Source organism: Chitinophagales bacterium, assembly GCA_013816805.1.
Lineage (GTDB): Bacteria > Bacteroidota > Bacteroidia > Chitinophagales > UBA10324 > MGR-bin340.
Genome location: JACDDS010000009.1, coordinates 43,862 through 64,547 on the forward strand (window position 1 = coordinate 43,862; position 20,686 = coordinate 64,547).

At 39.3% G+C, this 20,686-nt stretch carries 14 protein-coding genes and 3 tRNA genes; 9 read left to right on the top strand and 8 right to left on the bottom strand.

Features of this window, described 5'->3' with window-relative positions:
• Positions 1 to 41 precede the first annotated feature (41 nt).
• From H0W62_09020 to H0W62_09035, 4 genes are all read right to left on the bottom strand, one after another.
• Positions 42 to 1,637, bottom strand: coding sequence for a T9SS type A sorting domain-containing protein (locus tag H0W62_09020; GenBank protein ID MBA3648680.1), 1,596 nt, complete (start codon positions 1,635 to 1,637; stop codon positions 42 to 44).
• Between the two features lie 579 nt (positions 1,638 to 2,216).
• Complete coding sequence (gene fusA, locus H0W62_09025) at positions 2,217 to 4,325, bottom strand: elongation factor G (protein MBA3648681.1); 2,109 nt, start codon at positions 4,323 to 4,325, stop codon at positions 2,217 to 2,219.
• Between the two features lie 18 nt (positions 4,326 to 4,343).
• Positions 4,344 to 4,811: a 30S ribosomal protein S7 gene (gene rpsG / locus H0W62_09030; GenBank protein ID MBA3648682.1), complete on the bottom strand. Its 468-nt coding sequence runs from the start codon at positions 4,809 to 4,811 to the stop codon at positions 4,344 to 4,346.
• A 106-nt stretch (positions 4,812 to 4,917) separates the two neighbouring features.
• Complete coding sequence (locus tag H0W62_09035) at positions 4,918 to 5,310, bottom strand: 30S ribosomal protein S12 (protein ID MBA3648683.1); 393 nt, start codon at positions 5,308 to 5,310, stop codon at positions 4,918 to 4,920.
• Between the two features lie 260 nt (positions 5,311 to 5,570).
• On the opposite strand from H0W62_09035, the gene H0W62_09040 reads away from it, so the two are divergent.
• Together H0W62_09040 and H0W62_09045 are read left to right on the top strand one after the other, a co-directional pair.
• Positions 5,571 to 7,793, top strand: a complete 2,223-nt coding sequence (locus tag H0W62_09040; protein ID MBA3648684.1) for a sulfatase-like hydrolase/transferase — start codon at positions 5,571 to 5,573, stop codon at positions 7,791 to 7,793.
• A 99-nt stretch (positions 7,794 to 7,892) separates the two neighbouring features.
• On the top strand, positions 7,893 to 9,185 hold the full coding sequence (locus tag H0W62_09045; GenBank protein MBA3648685.1) for an aminopeptidase P N-terminal domain-containing protein: 1,293 nt from the start codon (positions 7,893 to 7,895) through the stop codon (positions 9,183 to 9,185).
• A gap of 34 nt (positions 9,186 to 9,219) precedes the next feature.
• On the opposite strand, the gene H0W62_09050 is transcribed toward H0W62_09045, so the two are convergent.
• The 3 genes from H0W62_09050 to H0W62_09060 all read right to left on the bottom strand — a co-directional run bounded on the left by H0W62_09050 (position 9,220) and on the right by H0W62_09060 (position 10,737).
• Entirely contained in the window at positions 9,220 to 10,011 is a 792-nt protein-coding gene (locus tag H0W62_09050) for a sugar nucleotide-binding protein (GenBank protein ID MBA3648686.1), read from the bottom strand.
• A 519-nt stretch (positions 10,012 to 10,530) separates the two neighbouring features.
• A tRNA-Ala gene (locus H0W62_09055) sits at positions 10,531 to 10,604 on the bottom strand.
• A 59-nt stretch (positions 10,605 to 10,663) separates the two neighbouring features.
• A tRNA-Ile gene (locus tag H0W62_09060) sits at positions 10,664 to 10,737 on the bottom strand.
• 189 nt (positions 10,738 to 10,926) lie between these two features.
• Between H0W62_09060 and H0W62_09065 the strand changes: the two genes are divergently transcribed.
• From H0W62_09065 to H0W62_09075, 3 genes are all read left to right on the top strand, one after another.
• On the top strand, positions 10,927 to 11,994 hold the full coding sequence (locus H0W62_09065) for an endonuclease/exonuclease/phosphatase family protein (protein MBA3648687.1): 1,068 nt from the start codon (positions 10,927 to 10,929) through the stop codon (positions 11,992 to 11,994).
• A gap of 116 nt (positions 11,995 to 12,110) precedes the next feature.
• The gene (locus tag H0W62_09070) at positions 12,111 to 13,949 is read left to right on the top strand and encodes a 2-oxoacid:acceptor oxidoreductase subunit alpha (protein MBA3648688.1); all 1,839 of its coding nucleotides are present in this window, start codon (positions 12,111 to 12,113) and stop codon (positions 13,947 to 13,949) included.
• 50 nt (positions 13,950 to 13,999) lie between these two features.
• Positions 14,000 to 15,043, top strand: coding sequence for a 2-oxoacid:ferredoxin oxidoreductase subunit beta (locus H0W62_09075; protein ID MBA3648689.1), 1,044 nt, complete (start codon positions 14,000 to 14,002; stop codon positions 15,041 to 15,043).
• Positions 15,044 to 15,097: 54 nt separating this feature from the next.
• Here the strand turns inward: H0W62_09075 and H0W62_09080 are convergent, their stop codons facing one another.
• Entirely contained in the window at positions 15,098 to 16,645 is a 1,548-nt protein-coding gene (locus tag H0W62_09080) for a GH3 auxin-responsive promoter family protein (GenBank protein ID MBA3648690.1), read from the bottom strand.
• Between the two features lie 140 nt (positions 16,646 to 16,785).
• Between H0W62_09080 and H0W62_09085 the strand changes: the two genes are divergently transcribed.
• The 4 genes from H0W62_09085 (at position 16,786) to H0W62_09100 (ending at position 20,648) form a co-directional block, all read left to right on the top strand.
• On the top strand, positions 16,786 to 17,334 hold the full coding sequence (locus tag H0W62_09085; protein ID MBA3648691.1) for an RNA polymerase sigma factor: 549 nt from the start codon (positions 16,786 to 16,788) through the stop codon (positions 17,332 to 17,334).
• A 4-nt stretch (positions 17,335 to 17,338) separates the two neighbouring features.
• Positions 17,339 to 18,166, top strand: a complete 828-nt coding sequence (locus tag H0W62_09090; GenBank protein ID MBA3648692.1) for an anti-sigma factor — start codon at positions 17,339 to 17,341, stop codon at positions 18,164 to 18,166.
• 156 nt (positions 18,167 to 18,322) lie between these two features.
• Positions 18,323 to 20,431, top strand: coding sequence for an NAD-dependent DNA ligase LigA (gene ligA, locus H0W62_09095; protein MBA3648693.1), 2,109 nt, complete (start codon positions 18,323 to 18,325; stop codon positions 20,429 to 20,431).
• Between the two features lie 142 nt (positions 20,432 to 20,573).
• Positions 20,574 to 20,648: transfer RNA gene (locus H0W62_09100), tRNA-Arg, on the top strand.
• Positions 20,649 to 20,686: the final 38 nt, after the last annotated feature.

Consider the following 20,686-nt stretch of genomic DNA (forward strand, 5'->3'; position numbering starts at 1 on the left):
TTAAAAGATTTGATACTGCTGCTCCTACCTTTCAAGTATATCTATTTTATCAAAAACATCTTCCGGATTGCTTCCTGGTTATTGCAGATCAGTTGCATAGAATAAATTCCTGGCGGGAGTGTTGAAAGATCAAGTGATTTATCATTAGAGCCTTCCTTTATCCACTCATCAGCGTAAACAACTCTTCCTGTCATATCATATATTTTCAGTATGATGGGACTGCTGCTGCCTGAAGTTACTGCTATCTTGATTTGCCCGTTATTAGGGTTGGGAAATATAGAGAAATTAAACTGAGAAGGATCTTCTAATAAAGATTCTTTTTCGGACAGTGTTGTAAACTCAAACCGTGCAGAAAAGGAAGAATGGGCTGTATCACATTTAGAACCCACCATCCAGGAATATGTGGTGCCGGCAGATAACCCTTTTAATGTTTTGCTGTTGATTGCAGAATGCGCCTTCTGCCAACCATTGGTGTTTTTTACTTTGTAGTAAATACGGTATCCTGTAGGCATGGTGGAGGAATCCTTCCAGGAAACCGTAGCGGAAGAAGCAGTAATCTCACTGACCTGACCTTTATACGGTGTAGTACATAGATTCTCGGTGATAGTATAGTCCAGGTAAGCAGCGCCATTTAAACTATCGTTAATTCCAGTAAACCACCCTCCCACATATAAGTCACCTAAATAGCTGACATTACTAAAAATTGCTCCAGCACCTCCCCAATTCAAATCACTCCACTCAATTCCATCCCAAACCATTATAGGTTGTTTCAAATCTCCGGAAACATATAAAACTCCATTGGCGCTATAAACCACATTGACTTCTACAGTACGAATTCTGGCAAGAGTATCCCAAGTATAACCTGACCATGTGGCAAGGCTGTGCGCTTCTATCTCACCCGCCTGTTTAAAATCACCGCCAACAATCAACTCATTTTGAAATGTATCCAATGCATCGACATAAGCACCATAGTCATCATTAGGAATAATAACCCCACTGCTTAGCGAATGCCATTTTATTCCATCCCATCTCGCTATATTATTTACAACGCTATCTCCTGCTTTTTCAAATCTTCCACCGGCAATTAAATTTCCATTATAGTTATAGATTCTCTTCACATTAGGATCAGCTCCTTGGCTAATACCATCTCCCAATGCATGCCATTCAAAAACACTGTCAAACCGGGCAATGTGATTGACTGTTACATCTTTGTTTTCGTTGTAAGAAGTATTAAAATAACCTCCCGCATATAAGATATCTTTCCAAACGCCAAGTGTATTCACAGTACCGCTAAAAGACCCTACAATTACAAACCGGTCATCTTGAATATAACCTACTAAACCATCATCCAACGCTGCATAAATTTTTCCATGGTAGTACTTAAGATCATTCACCGCATGTGGTAATTCCGCAGTGGTATGCCATGCAGTGCCATCCCAAACAGCAAGGTTTTCCACATTCAAATCATCACCGACACGCACAAAATCACCACCTACATATAAAAGGTTCGATTGAGAGTCTACACACAATGCATTCACAAAACCATTTACTCCATCTCCCAAAGGTCGCCAGACCTGTGCGGACAATTTCTGCATCATCACGATAATCATCAGGTAAAAAGACAATTGATGTTTCATTATTTTAGAATTAAAAGCGGTTTGGAAAATACGCTATCATTTTTCACGATAAGAATACATATAAAAGATACAGACAAAATATAATGAATTCATCAAATAATGGCATTAGCATGCCGGACTGACAATACAGCAACGGCCGAACTGCATATCAACATCACATAATTCTTTAAAAGATTTGATACTGCTTGAAATAAAAAACCCTGCGTAGAAGCAGGGCCAAAAGTGAGACTAAGGTTTTTACAGTACCTCAACGAGGATTTTAAATACAAAAAACAAAAAGATGCCGGCTACAAGCCAGGCTCCGATCTCTTCAATTAATTTAGTGTTTGTTTTCATGATAACGGCGTTTAATAATATTAAGAGCAACTTAAAGTTGATAAACCTTCATTAAGAAAGTATAAAAAGTTTTGCACATATAAATTAACGTAACCATTCTTTGAAATATATGCACTATCAGCGTTAATCAAATCTTTTACAGTATAAAGACAAAAAAGTTAAATTAAGGTTTAATCCAGGCTATAAAATGAAACGCCGCCATCTATTTAAGATAGCAGCGTTTTACTTACGTTTTGTCTCTTACTATGCTTCTGCTTTCACTTTTCCTTTTGCCTTTGATACCACTTCTTCAGTGATTGCAGCAGGAGATGGGGCATAGTGGGAAAATTCCATAATAGAAGTAGCACGTCCCGAAGTAATGGTTCTTAATTGAGTTACATAGCCAAACATTTCGGAAAGCGGAACCTTTGCCTTAATAACCTGGGCATTGGCTTTCATCTCCATTGACTCCAGATGACCACGGCGGCGGTTTAAATCACCTACCACATCACCGGTGTATTCTTCAGGGCTCACAATCTCCACTTTCATAATAGGTTCAAGCAAAATAGGATTTGCCTTTGAGCACGATTCACGGTACGCATATTTCGCACAAAGCTCAAATGCCATCTGGTCAGAATCCACGTTGTGGTAGCTGCCATCATACAGTCTCACTTTTAAATCATCAACAGGAAACCCTGCCAATACACCAGCTGCCATAGCAGACTTAAATCCTTTTTCCACTGCCGGAACAAACTCGCGGGGAATGGCGCCGCCGAAAATATCATTGATAAATACCAATCCTTTTTCACCCTCACCCACCGGACCTACCTCTACATGGATGTCTGCAAATTTACCACGTCCCCCTGTCTGCTTTTTAAAGAGTTCACGGTGCTTAACTGTTTTAGTAATGGTTTCTTTATAAGCAACCTGGGGAGCACCCTGGTTGCACTCCACTTTAAATTCACGCTTCAACCGGTCTACAATAATCTCAAGGTGAAGCTCTCCCATTCCACTAATAATGGTTTGGCTTGTTTCATCATCAACTCTTACTTTAAATGTCGGGTCTTCTTCCGCAAGCTTTGCCAGAGCATTTCCTAATTTATCCACGTCTGCCTGTGTTTTCGCCTCAACAGCAATAGAAATAACAGGATCAGGGAATTTAATGCTCTCAAGTGTGATAGGATGTTTTTCATCACACAGCGTATCTCCGGTTCTTATTTCTTTAAAGCCCACAGCAGCTCCTATGTCTCCGGCTTCAATACTATCAACCGGATTCTGCTTGTTTGCATGCATTTGAAAAATACGCGAGATGCGCTCTTTTTTTCCGGTGCGGGTATTTAAAACATACGATCCTGCATTTAGTGTTCCGGCATATACTCTGAAAAATGCGAGCCGGCCCACAAAAGGATCTGTCATAATCTTAAAGGCAAGAGCAGTGAAGGGCTCCTTTGAATCCGGCTTGCGGCTTTCTTCTTCTTCTGTATCCGGGTTTATCCCTTTAACCGGTTCAATATCAACAGGTGATGGCAAATAAGCAATTACAGAATCAAGCATTGCCTGCACTCCTTTATTCTTAAAAGAGGAGCCACATAGCATTGGGATGATGGCAATATCTATCGTTGCCTTTCGGATGGCAGCCATCATTTCATCCACAGTAATCGAATTCGAATCTTCGAAATATTTCTCAAGAATACTATCGTCGTATTCAGCTACTGCTTCCACCATTTTAGTGCGATATTCTGCAACTAATTCTTTCATATCCTCAGGAATAGGAATCTCTTTGTACGTCATGCCCATCCCTGCTTCATCCCAGATGATGGCTTTATTAAGCACCAGATCCACCACTCCTTTAAAAGAATCTTCTTCCCCAATAGGCAATTGAAGCGGAACAGGGTTGGCACCGAGCTTTTCTTTTACCTGTTTTACCACATCTAAAAAATCTGCACCACTTCGGTCCATTTTGTTTACGAAACCAATTCGTGGAACTTTATACCGGTTAGCCTGGCGCCATACTGTTTCAGACTGTGGTTCTACTCCGCTTACGGCACAAAATAGGGCAACAACGCCATCGAGCACACGCAGTGACCGTTCCACCTCTACCGTGAAATCTACGTGACCGGGAGTATCAATAATATTGATCTTGTATTCCTTGTCTTTGTATTTCCAAAAACATCGCGTAGCGGCAGAAGTAATTGTAATTCCACGCTCCTTTTCCTGCACCATCCAGTCCATAGTCGCAGCACCGTCGTGCACCTCTCCGATTTTATGCGATACACCGGTATAGTATAGTATACGTTCTGTAGTTGTTGTTTTGCCCGCATCTATGTGCGCAGCTATCCCGATATTTCGGGTAACTCTTAAATCCTGAGCCATAATATTTTTTTGGAATGATTAAACTCTGAAATGAGCAAATGCCTTATTAGCCTCTGCCATTTTGTGAGTGTCTTCTTTTTTCTTGAACGCAGATCCTTCACCTTTTGAAGCAGCAATGGACTCGGCAGCCAGCTTATCAGCCATCGATTTTCCATTACGGTCAGATGCATATTGTATCAGCCACTTCATTGCTAAAGCCGTTTTCCTGCCAGCCCGAACTTCTGCCGGAATTTGAAAAGTAGCTCCGCCTATACGACGGCTGCGGACTTCTACCGAAGGCATCAGGTTTTCCACCGCTTTTTTCCAGATAGCGTAACCATCCTCTTTGGTAGATTCAGCAATTCTATCTACAGTATCATAAAATATCTTATAGGATAGTGTCTTTTTTCCGCGCTCCATTAATGTATTCACAAAACGGGTAACCAGTTCATCATTAAACTTAGGATCTGGTATCAGGGGACGTTTTTTTGCTTTTGTTTTTCTCATGGTAAAAAATCAGAAAAAGAAATGTTATATTTTACTTCAAATTGAAATTGAGGAAATAAAGTTCAGTTGAAATTCAACCAGTCTATATAGGTATACAAACCAGTAATTATTTTTTAGCCGCAGCACCCGCCTTCGGCCTTTTGGTTCCATATTTTGACCGGCTTTTTTTACGGTCATTTACACCAGCCGTATCCAATGCTCCCCTTACAATATGGTATCGGACACCTGGAAGATCTTTTACCCTGCCTCCGCGAATAAGTACAATAGAGTGTTCCTGTAAATTATGTCCTTCACCTGGGATGTAAGAAATTACTTCTATTCCATTCGTAAGACGAACCTTTGCTACCTTCCGTAAAGCAGAATTGGGTTTCTTTGGTGTGGTAGTATACACACGGGTGCAGACACCTCTTTTTTGGGGTGAACTGTTCAAAGCTCTTGACTTGCTCTTGGCCTTTATAATCGTTCTTCCTTTCCGTACTAATTGCTGAATGGTTGGCATTTGATACTGCTATTATTTAAGAGGCGCAAAAGTAGAACAAATTTGCAGTAATTGCAAGCTATCTCCTTAGCAATTAGCTCATTTTAAAAGCCATACATACTATATTGTTTTCATTAACCATTAAAATACCCTGTACAATCATTTTTATTTTCAAGCTACTTTTAAAGTAATATTAGGTAGACCAATGTGAAAAGCCTGTTGCGCTTGTATTCCAGCGCTTCGAATACTAACATTTGTATATTTGCTTAAAGACTCTTGGTATGAAAATAATTTTCCTTCTTATTGCAATTTCCTTTTTTTTCATCTTTCCTTTTTATTCTAATGCAGCCTGTAACCTGACTGCTCCAAAGGTTACCGTTATAAATGTAACGGCATGTGAAATAGCCATATCATGGAAACCCGTTATGAATGCTGCTTACTATAAAGTGCGGATTAAAAAAACAGGAGACAATAAGTGGGGAGCGAATGTTAAAGTGGGCGATGCTACCAATTATACTTTTAGCGGGCTTGAAGCCAATGCGGAGTATACGACACAGGTAACTCCGTTTTGCAGTAATGACAGCAAAGGACCACTAACACATACCAAGGTGACAACACAGTTCTGTTCCCTTCCTGAAAATGTGGAAGTAACCGATATCAGTAATAAATCGGCTACTGTAATATGGAATGTTTGCGGAGGTGGCGCTAATTCGCAGGTCCGATATCGTGTTAAAGGCAATACAGACTGGAAAGTTGTAAAGGCGCAAAGCAGCACTTCCGTGAAGTTAACCGGATTAAACAAATCAATGGTTTACCAGTATGGGGTGAACACGTGTAACGATGAATCATTATGGACACCTACTTCCACTTTTAAAACTTTAGATACTGCCTTCTGGAAACCAAATATTTTAGTAATATATCTTGATGACAGCCGGTATGATCCGTTTGCACCAAATGGAGGTCCGTCCTTTTATAAATCACCCGGAATCAATCGTATCGCTAATGAAGGCGTACGGTTTGTATATGCTTTTCCTGCCACTTCACTTTGCTCACCAAGTCGTGCCTCAATAATGACCGGGTTGTATCCGCATCACCATGGAGTTATCAGCAATGCAACGGTTAAAAATTTAGGACACGTAACTGCAGCTGAGATTCTTCACGGACAAGGATATTATACAGGATTTGTAGGTAAATATGGCTTTGAGCAGTTCCCCGATGTGGATGGTTATGATTACTACTGCGAATCCTCAACTGACCAATACTGGGATGCAAAGTACGATTACAATGGAGATTTCAATGTTGTTATTCCGGGCCATAAGACTGACGTTATTACCAGCAAATCACTCGAATTTTTAAATGCTGTTCCTGCCGGGAAAAAATTTTTATTGTATGTAGCTCATAAAGCTCCCCATGTTCCTTTGGACCCGAGAACACAGGATCTTGGTATTTATGCCGATAAAAAAATGCCTTTCCCAAACAATTTTGAAAAGTGGGAGAAGAATATTCCTTCCGAATACTACGAGTGCAGTAATGTAAATAAGGATAGTGAAGGATTAAATAATCAGCTGGAATCCTATTACGAGATGCTCGCAGGTGCAGAAGCCAGTATCGATACCATTCTTACTACGCTGGATAGAAAGGGAATATTGGACAGTACCCTGGTAATTTTTTCCAGTGATAATGGATTAATGATCGGTGAGCATGGATTAGGAGGAAAAGAAATTGCTACGGAAGAATCCATCAGATTACCAATGTTTCTCCGCTATCCGAAATGGTTTGTTCCGGGAACTGTTGTGAACGATGAAATGGCTATGAACATTGACATTGCACCTACTATTCTTGATGCAGCAGGAATTCCGGATACTTTTAAAATGGATGGTATCTCAATGCGTGGATTGGTAGATCATACCAGTCATAGGAAAGAGTTGCTGTACGAATATTTTTACAGGGGAAGTTGCAATCCCACAATTACTGCAGTGAGGGATTTCAACTATAAATATATTGATAGCAGATGTACTTCCACCGTAGAAGAATTTTATGACCTGGTTAATGATCCTAAAGAAAATCTTAACTTAATTAATTCTTCCAACTACGGCTCTGAGATTCAAAAATACCGGGATAAAATGGATTCATTAAAGCAAGTGTATGGTTATATATTATTGGCGGATACTATTGAGCCCTGCAAAATGTATCATAAAGATGAGAGCATTATAAAATTCCGGGATAATCAAGAATATGTTTTTCCCGATTTTACAGCGAAAATCTATCCCAATCCTGGAAGCCAGCAATTAACTATCGAGCTTCACTTAAATGAAGCTCCCAAAGCGGCTATCACTATTTATGATTTGTACTCAATACCTGTTATGAAGAAAGATATCAATGGCGGAGAAGATATAGATTACAAAGTAACTTTTGAGTTATCATCTTTGCCTGCCGGTGTTTATTTCATTGGTATCGATTGTGGCAGCGAAAGGAAGCTTTTTCGATATCTTAAGATAGATTAAACGTCATTGGCTTTTACTTATTAATATTTTTGACTGATTCCCGAAAAAGAAAGAGGAAAATGATCTCTCTTTCTATCTTTGGCTACGATCTTTATAAGTATGAAATATCCACCATTGCCAAAAAAAGTTTTTATTGAAAACAGGAAAAAGTTTTCACAACAGCTTTTACCAAATTCCATAGCTATTTTTTTATCGAATGATGAAATGCCGAAGAGCGGTGATTCCACTTTTCCATTTCGTCAAAATGCCGATCTCTTTTATCTATCTGGTATAGATCAGGAAGATACTATGCTGCTGTTATATCCTGATTGCGCTCTGGAAGAATACCGGGAAACGCTTTTACTACGTCGGACAAACGAAGTAATTGCGGTTTGGGAAGGGCACAAATATACTATTGAGGAAGCCCGGGAGCAGTCCGGCATTCAGCAGGTAATGTGGATCGATGAATTAGAAACTATACTGCATATGCTGATGGTATATGCAGACCATGTGTACCTGGATTCTAACGAAAATTACAGAGCCCATCCCCAGGTGAATGACAAGAATTTACGATTTACACACCAGTTGATGGATCGTTTCCCTTTGCATCAATACCATCGGAGTGCACAAATTTTATTACCTCTTCGCCAGATTAAATCTGAAACAGAGATCAATCTCATTAAGGAAGCAATAAGAATAACTGCGGCTGCATTCGACCGTGTTCTTAAGTTCGTCAGACCCGGTGTTACTGAATACGAAATTGAGGCTGAAATAACACATGAATTTTTAAGGAACCGTTCAACCGGCCATGCTTTTAGCCCCATTATTGCAAGCGGGAAAAACACCTGCGTGCTTCACTATGTTGATAATAATCAAACCTGCAACGATGGTGATTTGCTATTGCTTGATTATGGTGCTGATTATGCTAATTATGCTGCCGATCTAACCCGCACTATTCCGGTAAATGGAAAATTCAATGTACGCCAAAAGGACGTTTACAATGCAGTCTTAAGAGTCCAGCAAGAGGCTACAAAAATGCTCAGACCCGGCACTATTATTCATCAGTACCATGATGAGGTTGGAAAGATCATGGAAAAAGAATTGATTGGCCTCGGATTACTGAAGAAAGAGGAGGTTGAACAGCAGGATAAAATGAAACCTCTTTATAAGAAATATTTTATGCATGGCACCTCTCATCATTTAGGATTAGATGTACACGATTTTGGCTCCCGTTTTCACGCCCTGCAACCAGGAATGGTATTCACGTGTGAACCGGGAATCTATATTCCGGAAGAAAAGATTGGAATAAGGCTTGAGAACGACGTATTGGTTACCGAAGGTGATCCAATAGATTTAATGTCTATGATTCCGGTGGGAGCTGAAGAGATCGAAGCACTAATGCAGAAGAGATAGCATAATCTCAGTAATAATATTTCTTTTCGTTTCATTAAACAAGCGACCTCAATTCCAGGCGGTTACTTAATGGTAACATGCTTAAACGTTCATCTGTCATTCGCGTATCAATATGATTTTCCTCTACAGGAATAACTTTCCAATGGTTCCCATGTGACCTGTTCAATGCAATTACAATTTCGTAGAAATTCCATCCTCTGTTAGAATCTATCATATACATGCCGGGATCAAATTTTAATCCTATTTCAATTAATTTCCCGCAGGTATCCTGCAGAAAGGAACATGCGGGCAGCCAATTAATGTTAGCACGTACTTCATCAAACTTTTCTATTTGTTGATTAATGTAATCGATCATATTATTTGATCCCGAATCATTGCCTATTTGCCATCCCAAACGAACTATTATTGCATCCGGATTTTGATATACAATTCTTTCTTCTGCCTTTCTCTTTTCAAAACCATACCCTGCTTCTGCATCCGGTATTGAAGTTGCAGTGAACGGGCCAGCAGTATAATTTGAAAAAACCAGATTGGTACTTGTAAAAATAAATTGAATATTTAAAATGCGATAAATCCATGCAAGTTCACCGGGCCATTCATAATTTACTTTCCAAGTCTCATTTTGCGTTCCCGTTGGCTTAGATGCTATGGCTAGATGATAGATCATATCCGGGTTAACAGCTTTCACAAAATCCTCCATGATTTGGTAATCATTTATTGAAACCTCTTGACGGTCCCACGTTATTACTTCAATATGATTTGCTCTAAGCTGTTCACATAAAATGGAACCTACCGTGCCGCGTGAACCCGTTACCAAAGCTTTCACAAAGAGATTTTTATACGAAAATATTTATTTGAACACTATGGGAACGATAATAATAATTTGGCGACGATCAGTTAAAAAAAATTGGTAACCTACACTCCGATGCAGCTTGGATTTCAGTTACCAACTTCTTGTTCACCCTAAAACTAAAACAAGAAGAATTTTTGAATCAGTATATACGATTCAATAATCATAATGATGTGATACTTGGTTTTGGTGTCTTGCTTTAAACAATTGCTCTTAAAAACTATTGAAAATTTATTTTACAAAGGTGAGTTTAAAAGTGTATCATCGATCATTTTCGATGTTAAAGTTTTCTTAAAGTAGATTGACTCTAAAAAATAATAAAGCTACCCAATACATGAAAATTTCACTGTGGCGGTGAACCAAGTCGAACCGATGACTTTCTGTTGCAATCTCGCCGTTTGTGGGCTAGCTAACTGAGCTACTATCAACTCAGAAGTTACATCCGTTACATAAAAAAATTAAAGCGCTACAACATTGTAACGCTTTAACTTGAAGTGGAGGTGAACGGAGTCGAACCGATGACCCTCTGCTTGCAAAGCAGATGCTCTAGCCAACTGAGCTACACCCCCATTTATTTTTATCAATTTTAATATGCTTTGCCGGCAATCCCTGTATTTTTTTTATTGTGTAGGCCCGGGCAGAGTTGAACTGCCGACCTCTACATTATCAGTGTAGCGCTCTAACCAACTGAGCTACGAGCCTATAATTCCGCCTGGGCTTTACATAAACTAAAAGAACAAAAAATATTAATGCGTTTAAGCTGATTAAACGCAAGTGCGCAAAAGTAAAATTTTTCCTGAAATGAAATTACCTTTTAATTATTACATTGATCGTTAGGTAAAGGATTTAAATTGAATTTTCATTTACAATCTTCAGATACTTAGCCAATAGATGAAAAATTTTTTTTTATATACGGGTATGGCATACCTGGTATTGTCCTGTCTATTACTCTATGAAACCCATTTTATTTTTCCGGATAGCGACATAAATAATGGCAAGACATCACCTCATCTTTTCATAAGTTTCTATAATGTGGAAAATCTTTTTGATACTGTTGATGCCCCCGGGATTGATGATGCAGAATTTCTTCCCGAAGGAAAACATGAATGGAACACTAGAAAATACAGCACCAAGCTAACTCATATTGCGAGTGTAATTAAAAGTATGAATGAAGGTCAGGGAGCGGATATCGTGGGTTTAGCAGAAGTTGAAAATATGGGAGTGGTAAAGGATTTAATCGCTGATCCTCAATTAAAAGCTCTGAAATATGGAATTGTCCATCATGAATCACCTGATACACGCGGAATTGATGTGGCAATGATCTACAAAAAGAATTGCCTTCGGGTAACAGGCACGAGATTTTTTCATGTCAATATCAGTAAATACGATGACAAGCCCACAAGAGATATTGTAATGGTAGAAGGCATCGACATTAAAGATGATACACTCCTCTTTTTTCTTAACCACTGGTCGTCAAGGAGAGGAGGAATAAAAGAAACCGAGCCAAAGAGACGGGCGGCAGCAATGGTTTTGAAAAAAGCAATAGATTCCATTGAGTTTTATCATCCTTATTCAAAAATAATTGTGATGGGAGATTTTAATGAAAATCCTACTGACCCTGCTATTACCGGGATACTTCATGCCACTAAATTTCCTGATTTCACTTCGTCAAATTCTCTATACAACGCCGCTAACAATTTCAATTGGAGAACAGGTGAAGGCACGGAATGGTATCACGGAGATTGGAGCCGTTTTATTCAGATAATTTTTTCAACCTCAGTTATAAAAAACCAATTGGATCTGAACGGAAAATTTAATGACATCCATATTTTTAAACCGCCATGGCTTATGATTGAAGATACCTTTTATCATCAATTAGTTCCATACCGGACCTTTGAAGATGGAAAACCAATTGGATACAGTGATCATCTTCCGGTTTATTCACAGCTTGATTTATAGCTTTGCCTGTTGGAATGATATTGTAATTTTGGTTGTTTAGATGTAAAATTTAGAAACAATTAATTCCATATTCGGAATGGCAATGATTTTAGTCTGCTTGAAGAAATTTAAATTATATGGGTGTTGAAACAAAAATCTTAGAGGAAGTAGTAATAAAATTTGCGGGGGATTCAGGTGATGGCATGCAATTAACCGGTGGTCAATTCACTAATACATCGGCATTGTTTGGAAATGATTTAGGAACCTTCCCCGATTTCCCGGCAGAAATACGGGCTCCGCAGGGAACACTTGCCGGTGTATCCGGCTATCAGCTAAATTTTGGCAGTAAGGAAATCTTCACACCTGGCGACTTGTGTGATGTATTAATTGCAATGAATTCAGCTGCTCTTAAAGTGAACCTGAGCAATCTGAAAAGTGATGGAATCATCATCGCCAATATATCAGGTTTTGATGTAAAAAACCTAAAGCTTGCCGGGTATGATAAAAGCCCGATTGACGATGGGTCGCTGGAAGGGTTCAACCTTATAAAGATGGATGTTACAAAGCTTACACGCGATGCTATAGAAGATATTCCATTGGGCGTAAAGGAAAAAGACCGCTGTAAAAATATGTTTGTGCTGGGTTTTTTGTATTGGATGTTCGATAGGCCCATGGAAAATACAATCAATTTTATTCAATCTAAGTTTTCAAATAATGAAGATGTGCGTGAAGCCAATTTACGTGTATTAAAAGCTGGATATCATTACGGTGATACCACCGAAACTTTTACTACCCGTTTTCATGTGGAAAAGGCAAAGATGGAACCTGGCACCTACCGCAATATCATGGGAAACCAGGCTGTGGCTATAGGACTGGTAGCTGCATCGCAAAGATCAGGATTACCTCTATTCCTGGGCTCTTATCCAATTACTCCAGCCTCAGATATCCTGCATGAATTAGCAAAGTATAAAAACTTTGGAGTCAGAACATTCCAGGCGGAAGATGAAATTGCTGCCATATGTTCCTGTATTGGAGCTTCATTCGGGGGATCATTAGCAATTACTACTACGTCCGGGCCAGGCATGGCTTTAAAAGCTGAGGCCATGGGATTAGCGGTTATGCTTGAAATTCCACTAATTATCTGTAACATACAAAGAGGCGGACCATCCACAGGGTTGCCAACAAAAACAGAACAATCAGATCTAATGCAAGCCATTTATGGCAGAAATGGTGAATGTCCAATGCCTGTAATTGCAGCAAAATCACCTGCGGATTGTTTCGATGCAGTCTTTGAAGCCTGTAAAATTTCCGTTCAGCACATGACTCCAGTAATTTTTTTAAGCGATGGTTATATTGCAAATGGAGCCGAACCCTGGAAGTTTCCGCTGACAAGTCAACTGGATGAAATTAAAGCGGAGTTTGCGAAACCGTTAGAAAATAATGAAAAATTTCTACCCTATCAGCGGGATGAAAAACTTTCACGGCCCTGGGCTGTTCCCGGAACCAAAGGACTGGAACACCGGATTGGAGGTTTGGAAAAGGAAAATATTACCGGTAATATTTCTTATGAAGCACAAAATCATGAATTCATGGTGAAGCTGCGCGAAGAAAAAGTTAACCGGATTTCGGATTATATTCCCTTACAGGAGTTAGACAATGGTCCTGAAAAAGGCGAACTTCTTGTTGTAGGATGGGGAGGTACATACGGTGCCATTAAAGCCGCTGTTAAGGAATTATTAACCGAAGGCTATAAAGTTTCTCATATTCACCTCCGGCATTTAAAGCCGTTTCCTAAGAATCTCGGTGAGATCCTTAATAATTTTGAAAAGGTGATGATACCGGAAATAAATAATGGTCAACTGGTTAAAATTATCAGGGATAAATTTATGATACCGGCAATACCCTATAACAAAATACAGGGCATTCCCATACAGAAGACAGAGTTAATAGTAAAGATTAAAGAGCTATTGCAATAAATATTTTCAACAAAAGCAGTTTAGCATTGTACAATATTTAAATCTGAAAAATGGCAGATATACTGATCCCGGATGCATTAGAATTAAAGCTTAGCCCTAAAGATTTTCAAACGGACCAGGATGTACGATGGTGTCCCGGCTGTGGAGATTATTCTATTTTAAAACAAGTGCATACCATTCTTCCTCAATTGGGTTTGAAAAAGGAAAATATTGTTTTTATCAGTGGCATCGGATGCTCTTCCCGATTCCCTTATTATACAAATACCTTCGGAATGCATTCCATTCACGGCAGGGCAACTGCTGTGGCTTCGGGATTAAAGGCTACACGTCCTGAGCTCAGTGTTTGGATAGTTACTGGAGATGGGGATGCAATGTCAATTGGAGGCAACCATTTTATCCATTTATTGCGAAGAAATTTTGATGTTAATATTTTGCTTTTCAATAATCAAATTTATGGTTTAACGAAAGGTCAATACTCCCCCACTTCAGAAGAAAATAAGATAACAAAATCCACTCCTTATGGCTCCGTGGATCATCCTTTTAATCCCATTGCATTGGCATTAGGCGCAGATGCCACATTTGTTGCCCGGTCTATAGATCGAGATCCGGCCCATCTGCAACAAATGCTGTTGCGAACCTGGAAACATAAGGGTGCCTCATTCCTGGAAATATATCAAAACTGCAATATCTATAACGATGGAGCATTTGAAATTTTCACCGAAAAGGCAACCAAAAAAGAGAACGATCTTTTTCTTGTTCACGGTCAGCCGTTAGTGTTCGGTAATCTTGAGGATAAAGGCATCCGGCTTGACGGATTTACACCCCAGGTGGTCAGCCTAACAAACGGATACTCTAAGGATGATCTGATGATTCACGATGAAAACGACATCAATAAATCAATGATACTCTCGCGGCTTTATGAAATGAAGTCTGAAGAGTATATATTTCCAAAACCCTTTGGCGTATTTTTTATCCGTGACCGCTCTACCTATGAGGAAGTGATGAACGAACAAATAAATACATCTGTCGGGAAATTAGGAAAAGGGGACCTTGATAAATTATTGATTGGAAAAGAAAATTGGATAGTTGAATGAATTAATATTTATCGGGGAGAGATTATGGTGAAACTAAATCGACATAAGAACAAATCAGGTTACTCGCTTAGCTTCTAAGAATTTCATCCAGTCGTCTAATTGTTCCTTTTTAAACACCCTGGGAAATTTATGCTGGCCACCCATTTTACCCTGAATCCGCATATAGTCCAGAAAATAGTGTGTAGGGAGAATTTGTACCATAACCTCTTTTAAAGCCGAAGTACGTTCTGTAGCATAGTCGTCATTTAGCTGGCATAAATAATTGTCCAGCTTTTGCCTGAAAGTTTTCGTATCTACAGTATCATCGCATCCGATATACCATTGGTGAGCAAATAATCCTTCGTAAGGAACTCCGCCCACTGTAAACTCACGAATCTCAATATGGAGATCATTGGCAACCATTTCGATCGCGCGGTTCATATTGTCAACGGAAAGATGTTCTCCCGTCAGGCTGAGGTAATGTTTTGTTCTGCCTACAATAATAATCTCTGCCCTGGTTTTTGAAGTAAACTTTATAACATCACCAATCAAATACCGCCATGTGCCTGCACAGGTGGTAAGCAACAATGCATAAGGGATATCTTCTTCCACCTCACCAATATGAAATGCTCTTGCCTCGGGAAGCTGGTTTCCATTGCTGTCAAAATTCGTTTCATTAAAGGGAATAAATTCATAGTAAATTCCATTGTTAAGCAACATACGCATGCCACTGGATTCTGAATTATCCTGGAAAGCAATAAAACCCTCAGAAGCCAGATAGGTATCAATATCCACCATAGCTTTTCCAAAAAGTTTTTTAAATCCATTTTTGTATGGTTCAAATGACACACCGCTGTGTACATACACGGAGAGATTAGGCCAGATGTCGTGAATCGTTTTTGCGTGATTTAATTCAATGATCCGCTCCAGCATAATTTGTATCCATGCCGGGACACCTACTATTATTGATACATCCCATCTGCGCGCCCTCCTCGCAATAATATTTAATTTCCGATCCCAATCTTTTTCTTTGGCTATTTTTTTCCCTGGTCGATAAAAGACCTGGAACCAGAATGGAATCTTCTTTGCACTTATACCGCTCAAGTCTCCTTCAAAATAACTGCCGCGCTTGTTTAGGGTTGTGCTTCCACCAAGCATTACAATGGTTTTTTCAAATGTTGCCGGAGATAAATTAAAATTTTTTCCTGAAAGAATTTGCTTTACAGAAGCTCTCTTAATGGCTGTGATCATATCACCTGTAAGCGGAATTCTTTTACTCGATGACTCACTGGTTCCTGAACTAAGTGCAAAATATTTGGTTTTCCCTGGCCAGCACACATTATCTTCCCCATTTAAAGTGCGATTCCACCATTGATCTAAGATTGAATTATAATCGTAGAGTGGAATTCTTTCCTGGAATGTCTTTAGTATATTTTCTGAATACAGAATATCATGAAAGCGATAATGTATTCCAAACCTGGTATATGCAGCCTTTCTCAACAGCCGTTTAAGCTGCTTTTCCTGCTGCCGCAGTGGAGTTACAGGTAAAAGCCGATTACGCTGGACCTTCAGCCTTTCATTTAAAACAATGGTACGCTTAATCAGCTGACCCAGCAATGGCATAGCTACTGGTTTTATGTAAAGGTAAAATGATTCATCATTAGGGTGGGAAGAACTTACTTTAACTATTGATTATGAAAACCGGGCTGCACCCTTTAATGCATAAATAAATTATAAGCATCTTTGTAATTACAGGTTATCATTTGGAGTCATCTCAATCTATATTAATTCCGGAAAACGAGCTGGTATCCCGGCTCTTTAAGAAAGACGAGCAAGCGTTTTCTTATCTCTACGACAATTATGCTCCGGCTTTGTATGGCGTTATCTATCGAATAGTGCTGGAAGAAGAAACAGCTGAAGATATTCTGCAGGAAGCTTTTATAAAGATCTGGATCAATTTTCTCCAATATGATAAAACAAAGGGAAAGCTCTTTACCTGGATGATAAATATTGTGCGAAATCTTGCTATCGATTCTACCCGTTCAAAGAGCTTTAAAAATTCACAAAAAAACCTTGACCTTGATAAAACCGTAGATTATATCGATAGCAGAAAAAACACCAGTTTTCAGCCGGACCAGATAGGATTAAAATTGTTTCTTAACAAGCTAAGGCCGGAACAACGAATTGTTCTTGATCTCGTTTACTTTAAAGGCTTTACCCAGGCGGAAATAGCGAAAGAATTAAACATTCCTTTAGGAACCGTAAAAACAAGAGTACGAATGGCATTGATTCAATTACGATCTATTATGTAGCTCTGTGAACACGACCGATTACATAGAATCCGGAATACTTGACCTATACGTCTCTGGCTTTCTTTCTACAGAAGAAATGCGGGATGTAGAAGCCAAAGCTTGTCAATACCACGAAATTAAAATCGAGCTCGAATCTTTACAAAACACTCTGGAAAAATTTGTTTTCAAGCATTCCATGGAGATTCGGCCTGAAGTAAAGCAGAAAGTTATAAAAGCTGTTAAAGCGCAAGGCACCAGTGATAAAATGCCTGTAGGCAGACAAGTGAGGGCTATAAATTCAAGAAACACCACATTCAGTAATGTACTTGCAGCAGCGAGTATAGTGTTGCTGATAACCATAGGCGCCGTGGCTATTTATTTTTCCAATCAGAACAAGGACCTGAAAAAAAATATTGCTGACCTACAATCTCAATTTCACAATGCGCAATTATTAGATCAGAAACAATTAAATGAGGCAATAGCAAAAGCTAAAGAGAGTTCGGCCCGACTTAAATTTTTTACAGATACCGGTACTACGAGAATTGCTATGAAAGGCCTGCTAAAACATAGAAACAGCGGTGTTATCGTTTATTGGAATAAGCGAAGCCATGAAGTTTTTCTGAATGTAACATCATTACCTATTCCGGAAGGTGATCAGCAATACCAACTTTGGTATATTGATCCTAAGAAGGGGCCTGTAAGTGCCGGTGTGTTTAGTGTAAAACCTGGTGAAATGCAGAAAATGAAATCCGCTTCTGACGCTGCTGCTTTTGCAGTTACTCTTGAGCCTAAGGGAGGAAGTGACAAACCTACTCTCAGCAATATGTACATGATCGGCACTGTGAGCTCATAGCATACTTGCTGTAATCAGATCCTATTTTTTTCTAATTATGATTGGCTTCAATGTACTTGAGGTTATTTAATTACTGCTTTCTATATTTGAATTGAACTTCCGATGAATTTCCGGTAACTATCACCTGTCGGGATTTGAAAACTCAATGTTGAATGTATGTACTCTTCTGAAGAGCAAAAAAAATTAATTGATAATTCTGCAAAACTTTTGAATGTTGCAAAGGCAGTTTCCAGCAGTTCCAAAAATCAATCTGATGTACTTCAGGATTTGCGTGAAATTATTCGCTATCACGATTGGAGGTATTATGTATTGTCCGAGCCGGTAATTTCAGATTATGAATACGACCAGCTTTTCTCACTGTTAAAAAACATTGAGAAGGGACATCCTGAATTAATAACAAGTGATTCGCCTTCTCAAAGAGTTTCTTTTGGACTTACAAAAGAATTTCCTGAAGTAACTCACCTGGTCCCGATGCTTTCACTCGATAACTCGTATGATGCAACTGATCTGATGGACTGGGATAAAAGAGTTCAAAATATTACCGGCCAGAAAAATATTACGTATTGTATCGAGCCCAAATTTGACGGCGCCGGAATCTCTGTTATCTATGAGAATGATTTTCTTTTACGCGGCGCAACCCGGGGCGATGGCTCCGTGGGCGAAGAGATAACAAACAATATTAAAACGCTTCGTTCCATTCCTTTATCTGCTAAATTTTCTAATTACGGTGTGAGCAAAATTGAAATCCGGGGTGAAGCGCTGATCAATAAAGAATCATTTAAAAAACTAAATGCAAAGCGTGTGGATGAGAGCCTTCCCCCGCTTGCAACCGCGCGAAATGCTGCCTCCGGCGGCATCAGGCAGCAAAATCCTAAAGACGTAGCTGAAAGAACACTGGAAGCATTTCTGTATCATATCAGCTTTGCCGAAGATGCAACAGGCGAAGATCTGTTTGGAACCAGGCTTCGTTCCCATTCTGCAAATATTGATATGCTTTACCAGCTTGGTTTTAAAACACCTCATAACGAACTTCAAAAAGTGACAGGAATAGAAGCCGTTATAGATTTTTGCAAGAAATTTGAAAAGAAAAGGGAAGACCTTACATATGAAATAGACGGACTGGTAATTAAAGTAGATGATTTGAATTTACAGAAGAAATGCGGCTATACGTCACATCATCCCCGCTGGGCAATTGCATATAAATTCAAAGCGAAACAGGCAACTACCATTCTAAAAAAGGTTGATTTCCAGGTAGGAAGAACGGGCGCTGTTACACCTGTTGCAAAGCTGGAGCCTGTACAGCTTGCCGGAGTAACAATTTCTTCTATTTCTATGTTTAATGAAGACTTTATCTCTGAAAAAGATATCCGTCTCGGTGACCGGGTACTGATTGAACGGGCGGGTGAAGTAATACCATACATCGTGATGCCGGTACGTGAAGCGAGGAACGGTAATGAGAAAAAAATCCATTTTCCTAAGGACTGCCCCTCCTGCGGCGAACAATTATACAAGCCGGAAAGTGAAGCAAACTGGCGTTGCGTTAATATTAATTGCCCGGCACAGGTTGTTGAACGCATGATTCATTACGTTTCCAAAGATGCTATGGATATCCGTGGCCTTGGAATATCCAGCATCGTTGAATTTACAGAAGAAGGATACATTAAAACGATTCCAGACATATATCGGCTTCCTTATGATAAAATTTCTGAACGGGAAGGGTGGAGAGAAAAATCAATAAATAATTTAAGAAACGCCATTGAAAGCTCAAAAAAGCAACCTCTTCACCGGCTGATTTACGGCTTGGGAATACGGTTTGTTGGTGAAACAACAGCCAAGAAATTATCCGGACAGATTCATAAACTTTCCGAATTGCAGGAATGGTCCCTTGACCAGCTTATGAGTATGGAAGATATTGGCCCTAAAGTAGCCGACAGCATCTATGAATTTTTTTCAACTCCGGCCAATCTGGAAATGCTGGAAGAGTTACGGTTGCTGGGAGTAACTATGAGTAAAATAAAAAAAGAGCACAACATTGATGGGAAATTGTCTGGTAATACCTTTTTGTTTACAGGATCTCTAAAAATGAAACGTGGCGAAGCAGAGGAACTGGTTGAAAAAAACGGTGGTAAAATATTAGGGTCTGTAAGTTCTAAACTTACTTACCTGGTGGTAGGCGAGGATGCCGGGTCAAAGCTGGAGAAGGCGAAAAAGCTAGGATCGATTACCATTATTGATGAAGACGAATTTATAAAAATGATCCATTAAAATAACTATTCCGGATTGCTAAAAAGTGACTCCTTGCATAATGTACAGGAATTTTAGAAGAAACCCTCTGAATTAAAATGTTTTGTTCTTATAAACCTTTGTGAGTAACCTTTACTTTTGTGACTCAAAAATCCCGGTACCTGGTCCCGTAGTTCAATGGATAGAATAGAAGTTTCCTAAACTTTTGATACAGGTTCGATTCCTGTCGGGACTACCAAACAATCCGGATAAGAAAGGCGCTATCCAATACGATTT